Origin of the sequence: Kitasatospora sp. NPDC059673 (assembly GCF_042734215.1) — a bacterium.
In the GTDB taxonomy this organism is placed as follows: Bacteria; Actinomycetota; Actinomycetes; order Streptomycetales; family Streptomycetaceae; genus Kitasatospora.
This window is the reverse complement of the sequence record NZ_JBHWEN010000001.1, coordinates 420,062-442,180: the sequence shown is the minus strand read 5'-3', so window position 1 is coordinate 442,180 and position 22,119 is coordinate 420,062. Positions and strand designations below refer to the sequence as shown.

The following is a 22,119-nucleotide window of genomic DNA, read 5'->3' as shown; positions in this document are numbered from 1 at the left end:
GGCCCCGGTCCCCGAACCGCCCCGGCCAGGGCCTGCCGGGTCCGGGGCCGCGCCACGCGCCGTCCGGGCCCCGCGCCTACCCTGGAAGACGCCGTCACCCAGTCCGGAGGATCACGGTGGGCAGCGCAGAAGAAGGCCCGAACCCGGTGCCGCAGCTCAGGCTCGACGATCTGTTGGACGAGCTGCAGAGCCGGCTGGACGCGGCGCGGGCGACCCGCGACCGGGTGCACAGCCTGCTGGAGGCCGTGCTCGCCGTCGGACGCGACCTCGACCTGGCCCAGGTGCTGCGCCACATCGTCGAGGCCGCGGTGAACCTGGTCGACGCCGCGTACGGGGCGCTCGGCGTGATCGGCGAGGACCAGCGGCTGTCGCAGTTCGTCCCGGTCGGTGTCACCGAGGAGCAGGCCCGGCGGATCGGCCCGCTGCCCTCCGGCCACGGCATCCTCGGCGAACTCATCCGCCACCCCGAACCGCTGCGGCTCGCCCGGATCGCCGACCACCCCGCCTCCTACGGCTTCCCGCCGAACCATCCGCCGATGAACAGCTTCCTGGGCGTGCCGATCCGCATCCGCGGCAAGGTGTTCGGCAACCTCTACCTGACCGAGAAGCGCGGCGCGGACGAGTTCGACGCCGAGGACGAGGCGGTGCTGGAGACCCTCGCCGTCGCGGCGGGCGTGGCCATCGAGAACGCCCGGCTGTACGCCCGGGCCCGGCTGCGCGAGCAGTGGCTGGCCGCGGGTGCCGCGGTCACCAGCAGCCTGCTGTCGGGCAGCGCCGAGCAGGAGGTGCTCGACCTGCTGGTGACCCGGGCCGGCGAGATCGCCCGCGCCGACCTCGCGGCGGTCGCCCTGCTGCTGCCCGGCAGCGAGGAGCTGGAGGTACGGATCGCCGTCGGCCGGGGGGCCCGCGAACACCGCGGGCTGATGCTCCCGCTGGACGGCACGTTCATGGGGGTGGCCGCCCGTTCCGGCGCCCTGGTGACCAGCAGTGACGTCCGCAACGACCCGCGGATCACCGTCGGACCGCCCCGCTGGGCGGGCCTTGGCCCGGCCGTCGCCGTCCCGATCGGCACCGCCGAACTGGGCGTGCGAGGCGTCCTCATGCTGGCCAGGACGACCGGGTCGGCGCTGTTCGAGTCGGACGAGTCGACACCCCTGATGGGCTTCGCCGGACAGGCCGCCGTCGCGATGGAGCTGGCCGAGCGGCGCCGCGACTCCGAGCAGGTCGCGCTGCTCCAGGAACGTGACCGGATCGCCCGCGACCTGCACGACCTGGCGATCCAGCGGCTGTTCGCGGTCGGCATGACCTTGCAGGGCGCCACCCGTTTCATCGAGCACCCCGAGGCCGAGGAACGCGTGCTGCGGGCCATCGACGAGCTCGACGAGACCTCCAGGACCATCCGCGCCACCATCTTCGGCCTGCGGGTGCGCGACGCCGGACCGGCCGCCCACGGCCTGCGCGCCGCCGTGGTGTCGGCCGCCGAACGGGCCACCGGCCTGCTGGGCTTCGCCCCGGCGGTGCGGATGACCGGACTGCTCGACGTCGGCGTGCCCGGGGAGGTCGCCGACGAGGCCGCCACCGTCCTCCAGGAGGCCCTGTCCAACACCGCCAAGCACGCCAAGGCGAGCGCCGTCGAGGTGGTGGTCGAGGTCGGCGGGGGGCACCTCACGGTCACCGTGTCCGACGACGGCGTGGGCCTGCCCGAGGGCGGCCGGCGCAGCGGGCTGGCCAACCTGGCCGAGCGGGCCGCCGCGCTGGGCGGCGAGTTCCACGCCCGGGCCCGCCCCTCGGGCGGCACCGAACTGGTCTGGCGGGTACCGCTGCCGGACGACTGACCTCAGCCGTCGATCACGTCGGTGGCCGGCCGTCGCGGGGTCGGCGCCCCCTCCGGGCCGTAGCCGAGCCGGACCAGCATCTGCGCGAAGGCCGGCCCGTGCCGGGCTTCCCGGGCCTCCCAGCGCAGGAACCGCCACTCCATCGCCTGGTGCAGCAGCGAGGCCCGCACCCGGTGGACGGTGGCGGCGAGCAGCACGTGCTCCAGGGCCAGGCCCGCGCGCAGCCAGTCCACCGGGCGGTCGCCGTGGGTCAGCAGGACGGCGATCCGCGGCCGTGCCTCGAACCGCACCGGGGCGAGGTGACGCGCGGGGGCGAGCGCGCCGAAGTCCCGCATCGGCAGGTGCCCGCCCGCGTCCTGCGGCCCCAGGGCGGAGACGGGGATGCCGTACGGTGGCGCACCGGGCGCCTGGATCCAGCTGCGGCTCTCGGCCCGCTGGCCGGCGTCGGTGGTGTTGCGGCGCTCGGCCTCGGCGGTCAGCCGCAGCAGCCGCTCGGTCTCCGTGTCGTCGGGAAGCAGCAGCTCGGCGTCCTCCGCGCGGGCGGCGTCGGCGAGTTCGGCCAGCACCTCGGCCGGGACGGGCGGCCCGGTGAACGGCGAGCGGATCGAGTGCCGCCGCCAGATCGCGTCGTACAGCGCCTCGACGGCCGGCAGGTGGCAGACCTCGGACTCGTCGAGGCGCACCCCCGCCAGCAACTCCGGCTCGGCCGGGTCGGGCAGCAGCCGCACCTCGGGCGCCCACCCGAGATGGCGGGCCGCGGTGCGCAGGTTGAGCACGGCGGCGCCCACCGAGATGTGCAGCGCCCGGCCCTCCGGATCGGCGGCCGGCAGCGACCGCTCGGTGGCGGCCCTGACCTCCAGCACGGAGGTCTCGGGCACCAGCCGGAAGCGCCACGGCTGGGTGTTGTGGATGGACGGCGCCGCGACTGCGGCGGAGACCAGGGTCTCCAGCGCGAGGGCGTCCAGGGCCGGGACGGTCATGGTGCCCACCTCCACTCAGCCCGTGCCCGGTCCGGTGCTGTCGCGCAGCACCTCCAGACGGCGGCGGTACTCCTCGGGGTCGATCTCGCCGCGGGCGAGGCGTTCGGCGAGCACCTGTTCGGCTTCGGGGTGCCGCTGCGCGGGGTGCTGCTGGGAGGGGTGCTGCTGCGCGGCGTGCTGTTCGATCGGGCCCAGGTGGCGGAAGAGGACGACCGCCGCGGCGATCAGCAGGCCCAGGAACACCAGCATCGACAGCATCATCAGGCCGACGCCCCAGCCGTTCATCCCATCGTCGTTCCAGTACATCATCGCGGCCTCCCCGGGCCGATGGGCACCGGGCCGGTGCCCTTCACCGTCCACGGTGCGCCCGGGCGGGCCGCCGCTGCTTGGGCCGACCGGCCCCAACCGGCCGGCCGACCGGGTTCAGCGCGGACGCGCGGTCCGCTGTCCCTCCTCGGCGTGCGCGGCCAGCATGGCGGCCTGCAGCCGCCGCTCCACGCCCAGCTTGGCCAGCAGCCGGGAGATGTGGTTCTTCACGGTCTTCTCGGAGAGGTACAGGTCGTGCCCGATCTCGCGGTTGGTCTCACCCCGGCCGATCAGCGCCAGGATCTCCCGCTCCCGAGGAGTGAGCCGGGCGAGGGCCGCTTCGGCGCCGCTCTCGTCGTGGTGGCGCAGGCGCTCCATCAGCTTGCGCGTGGTGGCCGGGTCGAGCATCGACTGGCCCGAGGCCACGGTGCGCACCGCGCTCACCAGGTCCGCGCCCTTGACCTGCTTCAGCACGTACCCTGCGGCACCCGCCATGATCGCGTCCAGCAGGGCGTCGTCGTCATCGAAGGAGGTCAGCATCAGGCAGGCCAGCTCCGGCAGTCGGTCCCGCAGCTCCCGGCAGACCGTCACGCCGTCACCGTCCGGCAGCCGCACGTCCAGCAGCGCCACCGTGGGGCGGAGCGCCGGGATCCGCGCCAGGGCCCGGGCGCAACTGTCCGCCTCGCCGACCACCTCGATACCGGGCTCGGCCTCCAGCAGGTCCTTCACGCCGCGCCGCACCACCTCGTGGTCGTCGAGCAGGAAGACCGTCACCCGCTGTCCGGCCGCGCCGGGCTCGGTCCCGTTCATGTCGGCTCCCGGAGACGTCGGATTCGATCCCCCTCCGATTCTGCCCGCCGCCCGCCGGGGCGGCACGGCTGCCGCCCGGTGGGCCCACCACGAGGTCTGTGCGCCGTCGGCAGCGGGCCCCCGGCACGGCGGCAGGAACCCGGAACGGTGCGCTTTTGCGACGCGGCCGGCCGGCGGCGCGACGGCCCCACCCGGCCGGGGCCGGTCGGCCCTCGCCCGCTCCACCGGGCGCGCCTAGCGTGGAAGTCGATCCGGCCGTCACCGGACAACGGCCGGCGTGACGGTGGAGGAGTCATGACGTCGCCCACCGAACCCCGCCCGATCGTGCTGGGCGTCGATGCCCGGCAGGTCAGCCCCATGGTGGTCGGCTGGGCCGCCGCCGAGGCCGAGCGGCGCGGGATCCCGCTCCGCCTGGTGCAGGCCGTCCCCGACGAACCCCGGGACCTGCACGGCGACGGCCGCAGCTACCTCCAGTCGCTGCGGGAGGCCGGATCCCTCGCGTTGGAGAAGGCCGAGGGCATCGCGCTGGAACGCCACCCCGGGCTCCCGGTGCAGTCCGTCCTGCGCGAGGGGAGTCCGGCCCCGCTGCTGTGCGCCGAGTCCGCGCGGGCCGCGCTCGTGGTGCTCGGCTCGCGTCGCCTGGGTTTGCTGGAGGAGAAGCTGAGCCGCTACTCCGTGGCCGTTCCGGTCAGTGCCCAGGCGCACTGCCCGGTCGCCGTGGTACGGGAACCCGAGCACACCACCCTCCGCCCGCCCCACGTCGTCGTCGGCGTGGACGGCTCCCCGTACTGCGAGGCCGCCGTGCGTTTCGCCGCCGACCTGGCCGCCCGCCGGGGAGCGGCCCTGCGCGCCGTCCGGGTCCGGCGGACACCCGTGCGGCCGTTCGAGCGACTGGAGAGCGAGCCGGAGATCCGGCGGCGCCTGTTCGAGGCCACCGCGGGCTGCGCCGCCGAGGAACCCGACCTCGACCTCACCCACGAGATCATCGGCGGCCAGCCCGTCGACGAACTCGTCCGGGTGTCCGCCCACGCGCTGGCCGTCGTGGTCGGGCGGCACGGGTACGGCGGAATCACCGGACTGCGGCTCGGCTCCGTCCCGCACGGCCTGATCCGTCGAGCGCTCTGCCCCGTCGTCACCGTTCCGGCTGGGCGCGGCGCGGACGAACCGCTGGCGCGGGAGAGCTGAGCGAAGGCTGCGTGCCGCGATCAGACTCCGTCGCTCAGGCCATGGCGGTGGCGGCAGGCGCCGGGTGCAGGTGGCCGGGCGAGGGCAGCGGCGTGGCGGCCGTCGGTTCGGGGCCGAGGTAGCGCTCGCGGAGGGCGGCGACGATGGCCGTGCCGGCGCTGCCGTCGCCGTACGGGGAGGGGGTCCGGGCGAGGCGCTCGGTGGCGGTGGTGTCGGCGAGCATCTCGCGCAGTGCGAGGGCGAGTTGCTGGCCCGGCCGGGCCAGGCGGGCGAAGCCGGCCCGGACGGCTTCGGGGCGTTCGGTGGAGTTGCGCACGACGACGAGCGGGCGCTTGAGGACGGTGCACTCCTCCTGCACACCGCCGGAGTCGGAGACGAGCAGACGGCAGTGGCGCGCCAGGCCGAGGAAGGCGGCGTGGTCGAGCGGGTCGGTCTGCCGGAGCCGGGCGATCGAGCGGTGGAGGCCGAACCGGTCGACGGCGGCCCGGGTGCGCGGGTGCAGGGGCAGCAGCACGGGCAGGCCGACGCCGGCGAGCTGGTCGAGGAGCCGGGCCAGGCGGGCGCGGTCATCGGTGTTCTCCGGACGGTGGACGGTGGCGAGTACGTAGCCGCCTTCGGTCAGCCCGTGCCGGGTCAGGAGCCGGTCGGCCTCGGCCTTGCCGGGCAGGGATTCGAGCGTCGCCTCGACGACGGTGTTGCCGGTGATCAGGACCCGCCCGGCTTCGACGCCTTCGCGCAGCAGGTGGGCGGCCGCCGTCGGAGTCGGGGCGCAGTGCAGGTCGGCGAGCGGGGCGATCAGGCGCCTGTTCGCCTCCTCGGGCATGGCGTTGTCGAAGGAGCGCAGGCCCGCTTCGACGTGGACGACGGGGATGCCCGCGCAGTGTGCGGCCAGTGCTCCGGCGGCGGCGGTGTTGGTGTCGCCCTGCACGACGGCGGCGGCCGGGGGCTGCCTGGTGAAGTGGTCGCTGAGGGCGGCGACCATGCGGCCGATCTGCCGGCCGCGGGCCTCTCCTCCGATGCCGTCGAGGACGTGGTCCGGGCGGGGCAGGCCGTACTGGTCGAAGAAGCAGGTGGTGAGCTTGGCGTCCCAGTGCTGGCCGGTCCACACGAGCCTGGCCCGGGTTCCGAGAAGGCGGGCGACGCCGGCGAGTTTGACGATTTCCGGCCGGGTTCCGAAAATCAGGGCGACAGCGGGGGAGGGCATTGTTCTCCGACGGTGAGAGGTGTCTCGGGTGCTGGTGCAGTATCGACCCGTTGACGGCCGTGAAATGCGGAGAATTCGCCGGGATCCCGCCGACACCGCCCGGGTGGCCCAGTGTGCGGCAGACGCGTGCGGGGTCTGCGCGGCTCGCGGTCGAGCCTTCGAAGCCCGTGCTGACGTGGGGGTTCTGCTTTTTGATGCCGCAGTCGGGGCGGCGGTTTCGCGTGGTGCGGCATGCGGGTGGCTGCGCGGCCGGCGGGGCGTGGCGTCACTCCGGCGACGGCGGGAGGTCCGGCATCACCCGGGCTGTCCCGGCCGATTTGTCGAATGGTGCCGGTCATTCGACGGAGAAGAAGGAGGGATTATCGCGCCCGGGCCAATTCCTTGCGGTCTTCTGCCGTCCGGTGCCACCGACCGCACCTCGGTCGGGGCCGGCGGGTGAGCGGCCGGCTCTGACACACGCGCGGGGTGGAGCGGTGCCCACGTGTCGGCGACGTGGGCACCGCTCCGGGTCTGGGCAACGGCTGCCCGGACGACCCGGTGGAACCAGCCGTGCCTTCCTGGCGGGCGGAGCTCAGGAGGAGCGGGGGAGGGTGGCGGCTTCGGTGGCGGTGGTGATGGTGCCGAAGCGGGGGAAGGTGTGGCGGAAGGCGTGTTCGTGTTCCTCGGCGGTGAGGGCGGCCATCGCGTCCTCGACGAAGTGGAGCTTGTAGCCGTGGTCGACGGCGGCGCGGGCGGTGGATTCGACGCCGAGGTTGGTGACCAGGCCGGCGAGGACAAGGGTGTCGATGCCGCGCTCGCGCAGCTGGGTGTCGAGTTCGCCGCTGTGGAAGGCGCCGATGGCTCGCTTGGTGAACAGCAGGTCGCCCTCGGCCAGGACGTCGTCGACCAGTTCGCTGCCCGGGGGCTGCTCGGGGACGCCGGGGCGGTGGACCTGGACCACGACGACGGGGGCGCCGGCGGTGCGGTAGGCGTCGGCGAGGGTGCGCGCGGCCGCCACCACCTCCCGGCCGCTGCGCGGCTTGAACTCCTGGTCCACGATTCGGGTTTGAAGGTCGATCAGCATCAGGGCAAGGCGTCCTTGAGTAGTCACGGGGTGACTCTAGCGAGTGACGGACCGCCCGCGTGCCACGAGGGGAGCAAGGGGGGGAGGAGGCGGCGGGGCCGGCGTTCGGGGCCGGCCCCGCCGGCGGGGTGTCAGAGGATGGGCTCCGTTTCGATGAGGAGGGTGGCGCGGACGTCGGCGACGGCCTTCTCCAGGGATTCGGGGTCGGCGGCCTCGACGAGGACGGCGGCGGGGCGGTCGGCCGAGCAGCGGACCGGCCCGACCGCGTCGCCGGGCCGGACGCCCACGTGGACGCGGGCCACGCCGGGGCGGCCGCGAAGGTCGGCGGTGCCGTGGACGGCGACCACCCGGCCGGGCGCGGCGGTGGGGAACAGGCTGGCGCTGCACCGCAGTTGGCGGGCACGTTCGACCGCCGGGGTGGGCAGGCCGAGGGCGAGCCGGACCACGGCCTCGTACAGGTCGAGGCCGTGCACCAGGCCGACGGCGTCCATGATCGAGTCGCCGGGGGTGCGGACGGCGACCTCGATGATGGCGGGGCCGTCGGCGGTCAGCCGGAACTCGAGATGGACGATGCCGGTGCGCATGCCGAGCGCCTCGACGACCTGGCGGCCGAGGTGCTGACCGGCCGTCACGGCGGCGGGGGCGGCGGTGCCGACCCGGTGCGCCACCTCGACGAAGTACGGGGCGGGGCCGGTCTCCTTCTCGGTGACGTTGCCGAGCAGCACCCGCCCGTCCCGGACCAGGCCCTCCCAGCTGAACTCGGGTCCGGTGACGGCGGATTCGACCAGCAGCCGGCCCTCGCCGTCGCGACGGCCCACCGCGTCCGCCCAGGCGGCGCCGTCCGGGACCAGCTCGACGCCGGAACTGCCGGACGAGGACAGCGGTTTGACGACGACGGGCAGCCGTTCGGCGGCCCAGTCGGCCGCGGCGCCGAGCCGTTCGGTGACGGTGAAGGCGGGCTGTGGGAGCCCGGCCGCCGCGAAGACCGCCCGCTGGAGCGCCTTGTTGCGGGAGACCACCGCGGCACCCAGCGACGGCCCGGGCAGGCCGTGGCGCTCGGCGGTGAGCGCCGCGGCCAGCACCTGCGGCTCGCCGAGCGCCAGCACCCCGTCCGGGGACCAGCGGGCGGCGGCGCCGAGGGCGGCCTCGGACCACTGTTCCTCGGCCGTCCCGGCGACCGGGAAGACCTCGTCCACCAGGTCGCGCAGCAGGGCCGCCCGGCTCGGTGTCTCCACCAGGCCGACGGAGGCCTGCAGCCGCTTGGCGGCGATCAGGTAGGGCAGGCCGAGTTCACCGACCCCGACCAGCAGCAGTTTGGGCATGGGCGGTGTCCTCTCAGCGGGCCGGGGCGGGGGCCGCGGCGGTCGGCTCGGAGCCGGGCTCGGGGGAGGCGTCGGCGGGCTCGGTGGGCTCGGTGGGCTTGTTCAGGCCCAGTTCCTCGGAGAAGGAGGTCTTCCGGTAGGCCAGCCACATGAACACACCGGGGACGGCGGCGACCAGGGTCATGATCACCACGGTCGGGCGGTAGATGTTGCTCGCCAACAGGGCGGCGGCGAGCGCGGCACCGGCCGGGCTGGTGCTGTTCATCAGGGTGCGCATGAAGGTCATCGTGCGGCCGCGGACCTCGGCCGGGATGCGGACCATGCGGACCACCTGCGAGGAGACCGTCATCGGCGCGGAGAGCAGGTCGGACAGGACCAGGCCGATCAGCACCACCGGCAGGTTGAGGACGAGCAGCAGGCCGAGCGAGGCGCCGGCGAAGATCTGCAGCAGGCCGATCCGGCCCATCTGCTTGTCGGACGGCTTGAGCGCACCGGCGATCAGCGAGCCGATCAGGCCGGCGCCGTTGGCGGCGGCGAGCAGCAGGCCGAGGGTCTCGGCGCCGCCGGGCAGCGCGTTGTGGGCGAGCCACGGGTTGGTGACGCGCAGCATGCCCATCGCGCAGTTGAACAGGGCGAAGCCGACGGTGATGCTCAGCAGCACCTTGTCCTGCTTGAGCAGCGCGAACACCGGGCCCCAACCCCAGTTGCCGGAGCTCTTCTTCTTCCCCCCTGCCGTGGCCGGGGTGGCCGGGGCGGCGGGCTCGGGCCGCTTGAGCGGGGCGCGGATCGCCCAGATGGCCAGCGCGAAGAGCAGGTAGCTGACGGCGTCCAGGGCGAGCACCGCCTCGCCGCCGATCACCGGGATGAGCACACCGCCGAGCGCCGGACCGGCGAAGCCGGCCGCGCCGTACGCGATGGTCTCCAGCGCCGCGGCGGGCTGCAGCTGCTCCTTGGGGACCAGCTCGGGCACGATGGTGGGCACCGCGCCGAGCGGCACGATCTTCAGCAGGCCGTAGGTGCCCGCCACCGCGTACAGCTGCCACAGCGGCACGTCGCCGAACAGGGCGATCAGCGGGACCCCGGCCACGACGATGCCGCGCAGGACCGAGTCGCCGATCAGCACGGCCTTGCGGGAGAAGCGGTCGAGCAGCGGGCCGACGAAGGCGCCGCCGACGATGACCGGCATGGTGTAGCAGATGGCGAGCACGCCGAGCGCGCCCGCGCCGGCCTTGGAGATGGCCAGCCAGGACAGTGCCGTCCAGGTGGCGCCGTCGCCGAGCAGGTTGAGCACGGAGGCCGACCACAGGAGTCGGTAGTCCCGCAGGCGCAGGACGGACAGATAGGACTTCATCGGGGATCTCTCATCTCAAAGGGGTCGGGCGGTGCGGTCGGCCGGGGCCGGTGCGGCGGGGTGCCGCACCGGCCCGGGACGAGGGGTGATCAGCTGGCGGGAGCGGCCTGCTGCCAGGCCTCGCGGACGATCCGGGCCGCGTCGGCGGCCCTGGTGCGGATGAAGTAGTGGCCGCCGGAGTCGAGTTCGCACAGCCGCAGGTCGGGGGCGACGAGCTTCCAGTCCTGGTGGTACTGCGGGTACTCGACGGTGGTCTGGTCGTCCTGGGCGACCACGAAGGTCAGCGGCGCCCGCAGCGGGGTGCCGGCCTGCTCGCGCACCGCGAGCAGGTAGCGGTGGCTGGACTCCACGTCGTGCCGGAACAGCGTGGCGATGGTGCGGGCGCGCTCCATGGCCAGGCCGTCGTCGATGCTGTAGCCGGTGCGTTCGATCAGCCAGTCGACGATGTCCTGGTCGGACATGCCGTGCAGGATGCCGATCGCCTCGTGGATGTCCTCGACGGGGTTGAGCAGCTTGGCGCCGATGACCAGGTGGCGCAGGTCCGCCTCGCGGCGCTCCAGCTCCCGGGCGGTCTCCACGGCGACCGCGGCGCCGCCGCAGTGGCCCCACAGCAGCACCGGGCCCTCGATGCGCCGGGTGATCTCCTCGGCGACCAGGCGGCCGGTGGCGGCGGCGTCCAGGCACGGCTCGTCGGTGCGGTGCAGGTCGTGGCCGGGCAGTTCGACGGCGTACACCGCGATCCGGTCGTCCAGCGCGGCCAGTTCGCGGGCCAGCGGCACGAAGTTGGCCGCGTTGCCGGCCGCGTACGGGAAGCACACCAGCGTCGCGTCGGGGGTGCCGTCGGGCACCGTGAGCGGCTGCAGGTGGCCGGGCTGCTCCTCGCTCCGCCCGGCGGAGCGTTCGGCGGCGGCGGCCAGGTCGCCGAGGACCGGGTAGCGCATCACGTCGACCAGCGAGACGGTGCCGTCGAGCATCATGCCGACCCGCAGCGCGGCCAGCGAGTTGCCGCCGAGCTCGAAGAAGTCGTCCCCGGCGCCGATCCGCGAGGCGGGCACGCCCAGCACCTGCGACCAGGCCTCGGCGATCCGGCGCTGGACGGCGGTCGGGCCGCCGGCGGTCGGCTTGGCCGCCGGCGCGGGGGCCTCGGACTGCGCGTCCGGGGGCAGGAGTTCGCGGTCCTCGGGGGCGAGGGCCAGCTCCGGGGTGACGGACGGGCCGTCGGGGTCGGCGGTCATCAGGTCGAGGACGGTGAGGTAGTAGCCGCCCATCCGGTCGATCTGCTCGCTGTTCAGCACGTCGGCGTGGTGGTGCAGGCTGAGCCGCACGTTGTCCTCGAAGAAGTGCCGGGAGAACTCGGCCCGCAGCACGAACTCGGTCTCCGCCTGCACCTGCACGTCCAGCAGCGCGAACTCGGGGAGCTTCTTCAGCTCCTTGAGCAGGTAGAAGTGGGTGAAGTTGAAGACCGTCTCGAACAGCGGCTGGTGGGCGCCGACGTCCTGCTTCATCCGCGCCATCGGGTAGCGGCGGTGCGGCAGCAGGTCGGTCTCGGCCCGGTAGACCGAGCGGATCAGCTCGGCCCAGCTGCCGCCGGTCAGCTCGATCCGCAGCGGCACGGTGTTGAGGAACATGCCGATCGAGCGGTCGGCGCCCTCCAGCTCCGGTCGCCCGCTGTGCTCGTAGCCGGTGAGCACGTCGGTGCGGCCGGCCAGCAGGCCGAGCACCCGCAGGTGGGCGGCGAGCAGCACGTTCTTCACCGGGACGCCGAGCTGGTCGGCGAGGCGGACGATCCGGGCCGACAGCTCGGCCGGGATCGGCACCGGGCGGATGCCGACGGCGAACTCCTCGCTGTCGGGCACGGCCGGGCGCGGCACCGCGGTGCTCTGCGCGCCGTCCAGCATGTTCGCCCAGAACTCCCGCGCGGCCGGGGAGTTCAGCGCGCGCAGTTCCAGGCCGACGTGGTTGCGCAGGTGGTCGCCGGGCGCCTCGGGCAGCGGGCGGCCGTCGCGCAGCCGGTAGTAGATGTCGAACAGCCGGGTGTGGACGAGGTTGATGCTCCAGCCGTCCAGCGCCGAGTTGTGCAGGCTGATGTTGTAGCGGTACAGGTCGTCGCGCAGCACCTGGACGTGCAGGCTGATCAGGCCCGGCTCCTCCCAGCGGAAGCGCCGGCCGCGCTCCTCCTTCACCCACTGCTCGAACCAGAACTGCTGCGCGTCGGGGGTGCGCCCGCGCAGGTCGGTGATGGTCAGCGGCAGCGGCACCTCGGAGCGGACGATCTGCAGCGACTCGGAGAAACCGACCAGGTGGAAGGTGGTGCGCAGGATCGGCGCCTGCTCGACCAGGATCCGCGCCGCCTCGGTGAACAGCTCGGCGTCGAACGGACTGGTGATCAGGTAGCTGATGATGTCGTGGTACTGCGCGGTGCCCCGGGTGATCTCGCTCTGGAAGATCAGGCCGGCCTGCAGCATCGACATCGGGTAGGCGTCCTGGGCGTCGGCGGGCAGCAGCGCCCGGTCGGCCTCGGAGATCAGCGAGAAGGGCGCGAACTCCTGGCTCTCGCCGGTGCGTTCGGTGCCCTCGTCGTCGAGCAGGGCGGCCAGCTCGGCGATGGTCGGGTGCTGGAAGAACTCCTGGAAGGTGAACTCAAGACCGTGCCGGCGGCTGCGGGCCAGCACGCTGACGAAGTGGATCGAGTTGCCGCCGAGCGCGAAGAAGGAGTCGTGCACGCCGACCCGCTCCAGGCCCAGCACCTCGCCCCAGATCTCGGCCAGCCGCTGCTCGGTGGCGCCGCTCGGCGCGGTGTACTCCGGCCCGGTGAAGGCGTCCGTGGGCAGCGGCAGGGCACGCCGGTCGAGCTTGCCGTTCGGGGTGACCGGCAGCGCGTCCAGGCGCACCACCCGGGCGGGGACGAGGTGTTCGGGCAGCGCGGCCCGCAGGTGCTCCTTCAGCTCGCGCTCGTCGGGGCCGTCGGCCGGGGCGACCGCGTAGCCGTGCAGCTGGAGCTGCCCGTCCGCGCCCCGGTGCGGGACCACCACGGCCTCGGTGACGGCGGGGTGGCGGCGCAGCTGCTCCTCGATCTCGCCGGGCTCGATCCGGAAGCCGCGGATCTTGACCTGGTTGTCGATCCGGCCCAGGTACTCGATGGTGCCGTCGGGCAGCCAGCGGGCCAGGTCGCCGGTGCGGTAGACCCGCTCCTCGCCGTCGAAGGGCCGCTCGACGAACTTCTCCGCCGTCAGCTCCGGCCGGTGCAGGTAGCCCCGGGCCAGGCCGACGCCGGCGATGCACAGCTCACCGGGCAGGCCGATCGGCTGCGGGCGCAGCTTGTGGTCGACCACGTGCAGGCGGGTGTTGTCGATCGGCGCGCCGATCGGGACGCGGTGGGGCCGGCCGTGCACCTCGTGGTGGGTGACGTCGACGGTGGCCTCGGTCGGCCCGTACAGGTTGATCAGCCGGCTGCCGGGCAGCACCTCGGCGAACCGGGCGGCCAGGTGCGGCGGGAGCGCCTCGCCGCTGGCGAAGACCTGCCGCAGGGTGGTCAGGGCGCCGGTCGCGCCGGTGCCGTGCGCGTAGTCGAGGAAGACCGCGAGCATCGACGGCACGAAGTGCAGGGTGCTGACCCGGTGCCGCTCCACGGTGCGGATGATCGTCTCCGGGTCCTTCTCGCCGCCGGGGGCGAGCAGGCAGACGGCGGCGCCCTGCCGGCCCCACCAGAACAGTTCCCACACCGAGACGTCGAAGGAGATCGAGGTCTTCTGCAGCACCACGTCGCCGGGGGCGATCGGGTAGGCGCGCTGCATCCAGCCGATCCGGTTGACGGCCGAGCGGTGCTCGACGGCGACGCCCTTGGGGTTGCCGGTGGAGCCGGAGGTGTAGATCACGTAGGCGAGGTCGCGGGCGGTGCCGGGGCGCTCCAGGTCGCTGTCCGCGTCCGCGTAGGAGGCCGGGTCGTCGAGGTCCAGGACGGCGGCGCCGTCGGGCAGCAGGCCCAGGTGCGCGGTGCGGGCGAGGGCGAGCCCGGCGCCGCTGTCCTGCAGCAGGTAGTGGACCCGCTCGGCCGGGTAGGACGGGTCGACCGGCAGGTAGGCGCCGCCCGCCTTGAGCACGGCGTACACGGCGGTGAGCATCTCCACCGAGCGCTCGGCGACCACCGGGACGACGGTGTCCGCGCCGACGCCCCGCTCGACCAGGGTGCGGGCCAGCCGGTTGGCGCGGGCGTTGAACTCGGCGTAGCTGACGCTCTCGCCGTCCAGCACGACGGCCGGCGCGTCCGGGGTGGCCCGGACCTGACGCTCGAACAGCTCGTGCAGCCGCACGCCGTCCTCGAACGGCGCCTCGGTGGCGTTGGCCTCGGCGAGCCGGGCGGCGTCCTGCTCGGTGAAGAGCGACAGGTCGCCGAGCGCGGTCCCGGGCGCGTCCGCCCAGCGCTCCAGCAGCAGCGCCAGGTGGGCGCCGAGCCGCCGCGCGGTGCCGGCCTCGTAGCGGCGGCCGTCGCAGTCCACGCTCAGGTGCAGGCCGTCGGCCTCGCGGCGGACGTCGAAGCGGACGCCGGCGGCCGGGGCCGCCGCGTGCAGGCCCTCCAGCCGGACCACCACGTCGAACAGCGGGTTGTCGCCGGCCGGGGCGGTCAGCCCGGCCTCCACGGCGAGCACGTCCAGCGGGTAGTCGCGGTGCTCCAGGGCGCCGAGGACGGCCTCCCGGGTGCGGGCCAGCGCGGTGCGCAGGTCGGTGTCCGCCTCCAGCGCGAGGTCCAGCGGCAGGGCGTCGCCGAGCGGCTCGGAGTCGGCCGCCGGGTACGGCTGGGCCAGCGTCAGCTCCTCGCCGGCGCCGTAGCGGTGCAGCAGGGCGGCGACGCCTGCGGTCAGCAGGGTGTGCAGCGCGTCCGGGCTGCCCTTGGTCAGCCGGTCGAGCACGGCGGTCGCACCCTCGCCGAGCGGGACGTCGGCGGTGACCCGCGGCGCGTCCTCGGGCATGCCGTGGTGCAGGTCGGCGGGGAAGGCGGATCGGTACCGGCCGGGCCGGATCAGGCCCTTCCAGTAGGCGGTCGCCAGCGGGCGCTGCGCCGCGATGATCTTGCGTTGTCCGAAGGTCTCGTGCTGGGCCATGGTCTTCTCCTTGGGGTGTGGAGCGGGGACGCCCGGGGCGCGGTTCACAGGTCGAACTCGAAGGCGAGGGCCGACACGACGACGGTGGGCGCCGCGGGGCGGATCAGCCGGCCGACGGGCGCGTGCGGGTCGGCCAGCGCGCCGTCGACGAGGTCGAGCAGGAGGCGGACGAAGGCCTCGGCGGTGGCCCGGTCGAACAGGTCGGTGCTGTACGCCCACACCGCCTCGACGGACTCGCCGGCCTCGTGGAACTGGAGGTTCAGGTCGAACATGGTGTGGTCGGTGTCGGTGTCGGCGAACCTCGGCAGCGCGCCGAGGAACTCGCCCGGCCCGACCCCGCCGCCCTGGAAGGCGAGCATCGCGTCGAACAGCGGGTTGCGGCTGTAGTCCCGCTCCCCGGCGACCAGTTCGACCAGGGTGTCGAACGGCTGGTCCTGGTGGGCGAAGGCCTGCACCGCCTGGTCGGCGACCGCCCGCAGGTGCTCGGCGAACGGGGTGTCCGGCTCGAAGCGGCTGCGCAGGCAGACCGTGCCGGCGAACATGCCGGGCAGCCGCTCGGTGCCCGGCACCGTCCGGCCGACGGTGGGTACGCCCGCCGTGACGTCGTGGCTGCCGGTCACCGCGGACAGGAACAGCGCGTGCACGGCGGCCAGGAACCCGAAGACGGTCACCCGCCGACGGGCCGCCAACTCCCGGATCCGGGCGGTGCGCTGCGGTCCGAGGTCGAAGGCGATCCGGTCGCCGGCGGTCCCCCGGGTGGCGGGCCGTGCCCGGTCCACCGGCAGGTCGGCGGCGTCCTGCGGCTCGGCGAACAGCTCCAGCCAGTACGGCCGGTGCTCGCGCTCGGCGAGCGCCTCGCCGCTCTGCCGCCACCAGTGCGCGTAGTCGCGGTACTGGTGCTTGGGCTCCGGCAGCGGCACGCCCCGGTACAGGTCGGCCAGTTCGGCCAGCAGCACCGCCACCGAGGTGCCGTCCGCCACGATGTGGTGGATGTTCAGCAGCAGCCGGTCGTGCTCGCCGTGCCGGAAGAACGCGGCGCGCAGCAGCGGCGGTTCGGCCAGGTCGAAGGGCCGCAGCAGCTCGCGCACCGTCCGCGCGCCGCGCTCCAGCGCGAACGGCACGTCGGACAGCACCCGCTGGCGGGGCTCCTCGCCGTCGTGCACGAAAGCGGTGCGCAGCACCTCGTGACGCGCGATCAGCTGTCGCAGCGCCGCCTCCAGCGCCGTGGCGTCCACCTGCCCGGCGGGCAGGTCGATCACCAGCGGGACGTGGTACTGGGTGGTCGAGGGGTCCTTCAACTGTTCGACGTAGAGCCGCTTCTGCTGCGGGGTGACCGGGTGGTCGGGCAGCTCGGGCGCGGTCGGCAGTTCCCGGGCGCCCGCCGCTGCGGGTCCGTCGGCGGCCTCGGCGAGCGCCGTGCGCAGCAGCTCGGCGACCTCGCGCACCGTCGGGTGGGTGAGGATCAGCACGCCCGAGAAGTCGACGGCGTACTCGCGCTGGATCGCCCCCGCCAGCATCGCGGCGGTCAGCGAACTCGCCCCGAGGTCGAAGAAGTCGTCGTCCAGGCCGACGAGTTCACGGCCGAGCACCTGCTGCCACTGCTCGCACAGGAAGCGCTCCAAATCGTCGCGCGGGGCGGCGTACCCGGCGAGGTCGGGCGCGGCGGTCTCCGGCAGCGGCAGCGCCGTCCGGTCGACCTTGCCGTTGCGGGTGAGCGGCAGCGCGTCCAGCCGGACGATCCGGGCCGGCACCAGGTGCTCGGGCAGCCGGGCCGCCAGGGCGGTGCGCAGCGCGGCCGGATCGACGGCGGCGTCGGCCGCGACGTACCCGCACAGGTACTTCTCGCCGGTCTCCGGGTACTGCCGGGCCACCACCACGGCCTCGCGCACGCCGGGCTCCCGCATCAACTGCTGGGCGACCTCGGCGGGTTCGACGCGGAAGCCGCGGATCTTGACCTGGTGGTCCACCCGGCCGAGGAACTCCAGCGCGCCGTCGGGCAGCAGACGCACCCGGTCGCCGGTGCGGTACAGCCGTCCACCGCCGCCGAAGGTGTCGGGGACGAAGGCACGCTCGTCCAGGTCGGGCCGGCCGAGGTAGCCCGCCGTCAGGCCGTCGCCGCCGACCAGCAGCTCGCCGGGGACGCCGACGGCCTGCAGGGCGCCGTCCGGATCGACCACGTACGCCGTGGAGTTGGCGATCGGCCGGCCGATCGGGATGCGCTCGCCGAGCGGGCGGGTGACCAGGTGGGTGGTGGAGAAGGTGGTGTTCTCGGTCGGCCCGTAGCCGTTGGTGACCCGCAGGCCGGGGCAGGCGGTGAGCAGCTTGTCGATGTGCGGGACGGACAGCGCGTCGCCGCCGACCAGCAGTTCGCGCAGGCCGGTGAGCAGGGCCGGGTCCTGATCGACCAGCTGGTTGAAGAGGGCTGCGGTCAGCCACATGGTGGTGATGCCGCGCTCGCGCACTGCCCGGCCGAGCGCCCGGGCGTCCAGGATCACGGCGTCGTCCACCAGGTGCAGGGTGCCGCCGTTCAGCAGCGGCCCCCAGATCTCCAGCGTGGCGGCGTCGAAGACCGGCGCACCGGTCTGCAGCACCCGGGTGTCCGGGCCGAGTTCGGCGAAACTGCTGCCCCGCACCAGGCGCACCACGTTGCGGTGGCTGATCGGCACGCCCTTGGGCCGGCCGGTGGTGCCGGAGGTGTACATCACGTACGCGGTCGCCTCGGCGGCCGCCGGGCTGTCCGGACCGGTCGGGTCGCCGTCGGCGGTGTCCCAGGACAGCAGCGGCAGCGGGGCCGGGCGGCCCGGGTCGGCGGTGAGCATCAGCACCGCGCCGCTGTCGGCCACCGTGTAGCTGACCCGGTCCTCGGGGTAGCCCGGGTCGATCGGCACGTAGGCCGCGCCGGCCCGCAGCACCGCCAGGGTGGCGACCACCATCGCGGTGGTGCGCTCGGCGCGCAGCGCGACCCGGCTGCCGGGGGCGACCCCGGCGGCGCGCAGCCGCTCTGCCAACCGGGCGGAGCGCCGGTCGAGTTCGGCGTAGTCGAGGGTCTCGCCGTCCGGGCCGACCAGCGCGGTGCGGGTCGGATGGGCGGCGGCCTGCTCGGCGAACAGCGCGTGCAGCGAGGCGTCGCGCGGGTAGTCCACGGCGGTGGCGTTGACCTCGTGCAGCACGAAGTCGCGCTCGGGCGCGCTGATGATGCCGGTGTCGGCGACCCGCCGGGTCGGCCGGTCGGCGAGGGCGTCCAGCACCAGGGCGAGGTGCCGGGGCAGCGCCTCGGCGAGGGCCGGATCGACGGCGTCGGCGTGCACCCAGGCGTCGAGCCGCAGCTCGGCGCCGTCCTCGGCGGCGCAGACGGCAAGGTCGAACGGCACCCGGCCGCCCTCCGCCGCGAGGTACGCGTCGAGCGCCTGCGGGGAGTCGGCGAGCAGCACGCTCTGCGGGCCGGTGCCGCCGTCGGCGGTGCGCAGCGCCTCGGCGGCGCGGGCGGTGAACTCGGCGAGGGTGGCGGCCGGGTCGATGCTCGCCTCGACGGCGGGCAGCGGCCGGCCGGCCGCGTCCAGGCGGCCGAGTGGGATCAGGTCGGCGCCGGTGTACTTGCGCAGCACCAGCAGCAGGGCGGCGAGCGGGTCGCCGCCGGTGCGCGGCAGGCGGACGGTGGTGTGCCGCAGCTCGCAGCGGCCGGTGCAGGGCCGTGCGCCGGGCAGGTCGAGCGGCCGCTCGGGACGCTGGACCGGTCGGGAGTGGGGTGGGTCGGCGGGTGCGCCGACGGCATGACGATCCACGGACGTGCGCTCCTTCGGTGGTGGGACGGACACGGTTGGGCCGGTCAGGCGCTCGGGGACGCGCGGCGGCGAGCCGCCCGGTGACCCCGGTCGGGGGCGGGCCTGGCGGTGCCGGTGAACCGGAACAGGGCGTGCGGAAGCCGCGTCGCGGCCGGAGGTCGATGGCCTGCGACGGGGGAGAGGTGGTGGAAGGCCCGGTCGGGGGGTCGCTCAGTGGGCGAACACGGGCGTGAAGAGGCGGTCGATCTCGGTGCCGATCCGCCGCAGGGCGTCGTGGTCGCGGGCGATGCCGTAGACCACGCCGAGACAGCCCTGGGTGCCGTCGCGCCAGTCGAGCGGGGCGCCGGGAGTTGCCCGCCACTCGACGTACTGGACGCCGGGGATGGCGCCGATCGCCTCCGCGCCGTCCAGGCTGAGGACCTGCCGGGCGGTGGCGGGGGCCACCAGGTAGCGGCGGAAGGCGACTTGACGGAACGCCGGTCCGCCGTCGGGCAGCGGGAGCCCGAGTGCGGTGCGCAACGCGGCGGCCAGCAGGTTGTAGCCGGCCGAGCGGTTGAGCACGTCGTTGACGTAGCCGCCGATCCGGCCGTTGACCTCGATGACGCGCGGGCCGCGGTCGGTGAGCTTCAGTTCGGTGTGGGTGACGCCGACGGTGACGCCGAGGGCGCGCAGGGCCCGTTCGGTGAGCGCGGTGCACCGCTCGGCGAGGCCGGCCGGCAGCACGCCGGGCAGGAACTGGCCGACCTCGCGGAACGGTTCGGCCAGCGGGAACTTGCCGGTGACGCAGACGTGCCGGACCTCGCCGTCGCGGACCAGTGACTCCACCGAGACGTAGTCGCCCCACTCGGCGCCGGCCGCCGCCGGGTCGCCGGCGAGCAACTCCTCGACGACGTACTCCTCCTCGCCGTCGGTGGTCAGGACGGTGAGCAGGTCCGCCAGTTCGGCGGTGGTGTCGACGCGGTGGGTGGCCCGGCTGCCCGCGCCGCGGCGGGGCTTGACCACGGCGGGCGCGCCGACCTCGGCCAGCGCCCGGTCGATCTCCGGCCGCTGCCGGACGGCGACGCACCGCACGGCGTCCACCGCGGCCGCCGCCAGCGCCTCGCGCTGCAGGTACTTGTCGGTGAGCCGGCTCGCGGTCGGGCCGTCGTGGTACGGCAGGCCGAGCCGGGCGGCGAGGTCCGCGGTGGTGCGGATCGCGTACTCGCTGAAGGTGGTGATGCCGTCCGGCGTCAGCTCCGCCAGGGTGCGGGCGTTCTGCTCGGGGTCGGCTCCGGTCTCCAGCACGTCGGCGAACCTGCGCAGTTCGGGCAGGATCCCGGCGACGTGCGGGCGGGCGGGGTCGCACAACAGAATGACGCGGCACAGGCCGCGGGCGGCGGCGACGATCTCCGCCGGTCCCACCGCCCCCAGGTCGTAGACGACCGCCAGCAGGGGCAGCTCGTGCGGGGAACGCCGGTCGGGTGACACGGGGTTGGGTGCGCTGGACAACTGACCTGCTCCGTTCGAAAGCGTGGGTTCGTACGGTCGGGCGTCGACGGTCAGCCCCACCCGAGGTCACGGACGAAACGCGTGGACATGGTGATAACCCGTCAAATCCGGGCGGCAACCGGTCGTCGCCGCTCAGAAATTACTGTGCATGATCAAAAGTGTGAGTGATGTGTCCCCTGGGGCTCGTATCCTCGCCAGGCAGGAAAACGACGGGCATGAAGTGAGGAACAGGTGGAAATCAGTACGCAACTGGATCCAGCAGTGGCCCGCACCGTCGGCACCGAGGTGTACCGTCACCTCGCCGACCACGGCCCGGCCACTCCCGCAGAACTCCACGCGGCCCTCGCCGAGGACCGCGTGGACCTCAACGCAGCCGTCCGGCACCTGCTGGAGCTGCGCCTGGTCCGGCAGGCCCCCGACGGGCGCCTGCACGCCGACACCCCGGCCCGGGCGGGCCTGGAGGCGCTCGCCCCCGCCGTCCGTGACCTGGTCCGGCACCACCGCGAACTCCAGGAGATGCACAGCACCCTGGCCGCGTTGTTACCGGTATACGAGTCCAGCACCCTCGGGCGGGTCTCCGGACAACAGGTGGAACGCCTCACCGATCTGGCATCGGTGCGCCGCACCATCACCGAGCTCGCCGCCCGCAGTACCACCGAGGTGCTCGCCTCCCAGCCCGGCGGCGCCCGCTCCGAGGAGGTGCTCAACGAATCGCTCAGCCGCACCGAGGCCCTGCTGAACCGCGGCGTGCGGATGCGTACCATCTACCAGCACACCGCGCAGTTTGACCAGACCACCGTCGAGTACGTCCGCAAGGTCACCGCACTCGGCGCCGAGATCCGCACGGTCAGCGACGCCTTCGTCCGGGTGCTCATCTTCGACCGCACCACCGCCCTGATCGAACTCCACGACGAACCGCTCGGCGCCGCCCTGGTCCAGGACCCGAGCATGATCGCCTTCGCTGTCGCCTCCTTCGAACGCGCCTGGGTGGCGTCCGACGAATTCCCCGCCGTGCAGCAGCGCCAGCGCGTCCGCGAGACCTCCAACAACATCAAGTCCGCCATCGTCCGGATGCTGGTGCAGGGCTACGAGGAGAAGCTGATCGCCAAGCGCCTCGGCATGTCCGTGCGCACCTGCCAACGGCACATCTCCGAGATCATGCGCCGGATCGGCGCACGCAACCGGCTGCACGCCGGCTACCTGCTCCGCGACGAGCTGGCCGGCATCAGCTTCCCGCCCCCGGACGACGACCTCCCGGCCGGGCCGGCCATGACAGCGCCGCCCGAGGCCGCCCACGAGGAGGCCGGCCCGGGCGGGACCGGCCTCACGGGGTGCGGGAAGGCCGACGGGGTCGTCCCGGTCCCGCTCGGCGCCGTTCCCAGACCCGCCGGCCGCCGCACCGAGAGGTGATCCGCGCTTCGCCCGGTTCTCCCGCCGAACCCCGGCCCACCGGCGGCGGGCCGAGCCGGGCGAAGCCCGCAGGGCCACCTGCCGCGCCCTGGCCGGCGGCTTCGCGGTTCAGGTTCACCGCATCGCCGGCCGGTTGAGCTTTCGAGGGGTCAACTCCTTTCATGGCAACCGAAGCTGATGGAGAGTCATATGTGTCGGCCGAGGCGTTTCCCTTCATGAAATTCTCACAATCGGGGAGTAGGCGGGGAGTTGCCGGGACAGGGATCGATCCGACCCCACCGTTT

At 74.1% G+C, this 22,119-nt stretch carries 13 protein-coding genes; 3 read left to right on the top strand and 10 right to left on the bottom strand.

Annotation, left to right across the window (positions count from 1 at the left end):
• Positions 1-116: 116 nt before the first annotated feature.
• Positions 117-1,835 (top strand): GAF domain-containing protein, encoded by a 1,719-nt coding sequence (locus ACFV18_RS01765; protein WP_380478191.1) that lies wholly within the window; start codon positions 117-119, stop codon positions 1,833-1,835.
• Positions 1,836-1,837: 2 nt separating this feature from the next.
• Here the strand turns inward: ACFV18_RS01765 and ACFV18_RS01760 are convergent, their stop codons facing one another.
• From ACFV18_RS01760 to ACFV18_RS01750, 3 genes are all read right to left on the bottom strand, one after another.
• A complete protein-coding gene (locus tag ACFV18_RS01760; protein ID WP_380478190.1) occupies positions 1,838-2,815 on the bottom strand; it encodes an Acg family FMN-binding oxidoreductase in 978 nt (325 codons plus the stop codon).
• Positions 2,816-2,830: 15 nt separating this feature from the next.
• A complete protein-coding gene (locus tag ACFV18_RS01755) occupies positions 2,831-3,124 on the bottom strand; it encodes an SHOCT domain-containing protein (protein WP_380478189.1) in 294 nt (97 codons plus the stop codon).
• A gap of 114 nt (positions 3,125-3,238) precedes the next feature.
• Positions 3,239-3,931, bottom strand: a complete 693-nt coding sequence (locus tag ACFV18_RS01750) for a response regulator (RefSeq protein ID WP_380478188.1) — start codon at positions 3,929-3,931, stop codon at positions 3,239-3,241.
• Between the two features lie 294 nt (positions 3,932-4,225).
• On the opposite strand from ACFV18_RS01750, the gene ACFV18_RS01745 reads away from it, so the two are divergent.
• Positions 4,226-5,116: a universal stress protein gene (locus ACFV18_RS01745; RefSeq protein WP_380478187.1), complete on the top strand. Its 891-nt coding sequence runs from the start codon at positions 4,226-4,228 to the stop codon at positions 5,114-5,116.
• A 34-nt stretch (positions 5,117-5,150) separates the two neighbouring features.
• On the opposite strand, the gene wecB is transcribed toward ACFV18_RS01745, so the two are convergent.
• From wecB to ACFV18_RS01710, 7 genes are all read right to left on the bottom strand, one after another.
• Positions 5,151-6,320 (bottom strand): non-hydrolyzing UDP-N-acetylglucosamine 2-epimerase, encoded by a 1,170-nt coding sequence (wecB, locus tag ACFV18_RS01740; RefSeq protein WP_380478186.1) that lies wholly within the window; start codon positions 6,318-6,320, stop codon positions 5,151-5,153.
• 571 nt (positions 6,321-6,891) lie between these two features.
• Positions 6,892-7,410: an isochorismatase family protein gene (locus tag ACFV18_RS01735; RefSeq protein WP_380478185.1), complete on the bottom strand. Its 519-nt coding sequence runs from the start codon at positions 7,408-7,410 to the stop codon at positions 6,892-6,894.
• A gap of 104 nt (positions 7,411-7,514) precedes the next feature.
• A complete protein-coding gene (locus ACFV18_RS01730; protein WP_380478184.1) occupies positions 7,515-8,705 on the bottom strand; it encodes an ATP-grasp domain-containing protein in 1,191 nt (396 codons plus the stop codon).
• A 13-nt stretch (positions 8,706-8,718) separates the two neighbouring features.
• Positions 8,719-10,056, bottom strand: a complete 1,338-nt coding sequence (locus ACFV18_RS01725) for an MFS transporter (protein WP_380478183.1) — start codon at positions 10,054-10,056, stop codon at positions 8,719-8,721.
• Positions 10,057-10,145: 89 nt separating this feature from the next.
• Positions 10,146-15,155 carry an amino acid adenylation domain-containing protein gene (locus ACFV18_RS01720; protein ID WP_380478182.1) on the bottom strand — a complete coding sequence of 1,670 codons (5,010 nt, stop codon included), beginning with the start codon at positions 15,153-15,155 and terminating at the stop codon, positions 10,146-10,148.
• A gap of 44 nt (positions 15,156-15,199) precedes the next feature.
• Positions 15,200-18,937 (bottom strand): amino acid adenylation domain-containing protein, encoded by a 3,738-nt coding sequence (locus ACFV18_RS01715; RefSeq protein ID WP_380478181.1) that lies wholly within the window; start codon positions 18,935-18,937, stop codon positions 15,200-15,202.
• 210 nt (positions 18,938-19,147) lie between these two features.
• On the bottom strand, positions 19,148-20,425 hold the full coding sequence (locus tag ACFV18_RS01710) for an acetyl-CoA carboxylase biotin carboxylase subunit family protein (protein WP_380478180.1): 1,278 nt from the start codon (positions 20,423-20,425) through the stop codon (positions 19,148-19,150).
• Between the two features lie 231 nt (positions 20,426-20,656).
• Here ACFV18_RS01710 and ACFV18_RS01705 point away from each other — a divergent pair, with 231 nt between their 5' ends.
• Positions 20,657-21,835, top strand: a complete 1,179-nt coding sequence (locus ACFV18_RS01705; RefSeq protein WP_380478179.1) for a LuxR C-terminal-related transcriptional regulator — start codon at positions 20,657-20,659, stop codon at positions 21,833-21,835.
• Positions 21,836-22,119: the final 284 nt, after the last annotated feature.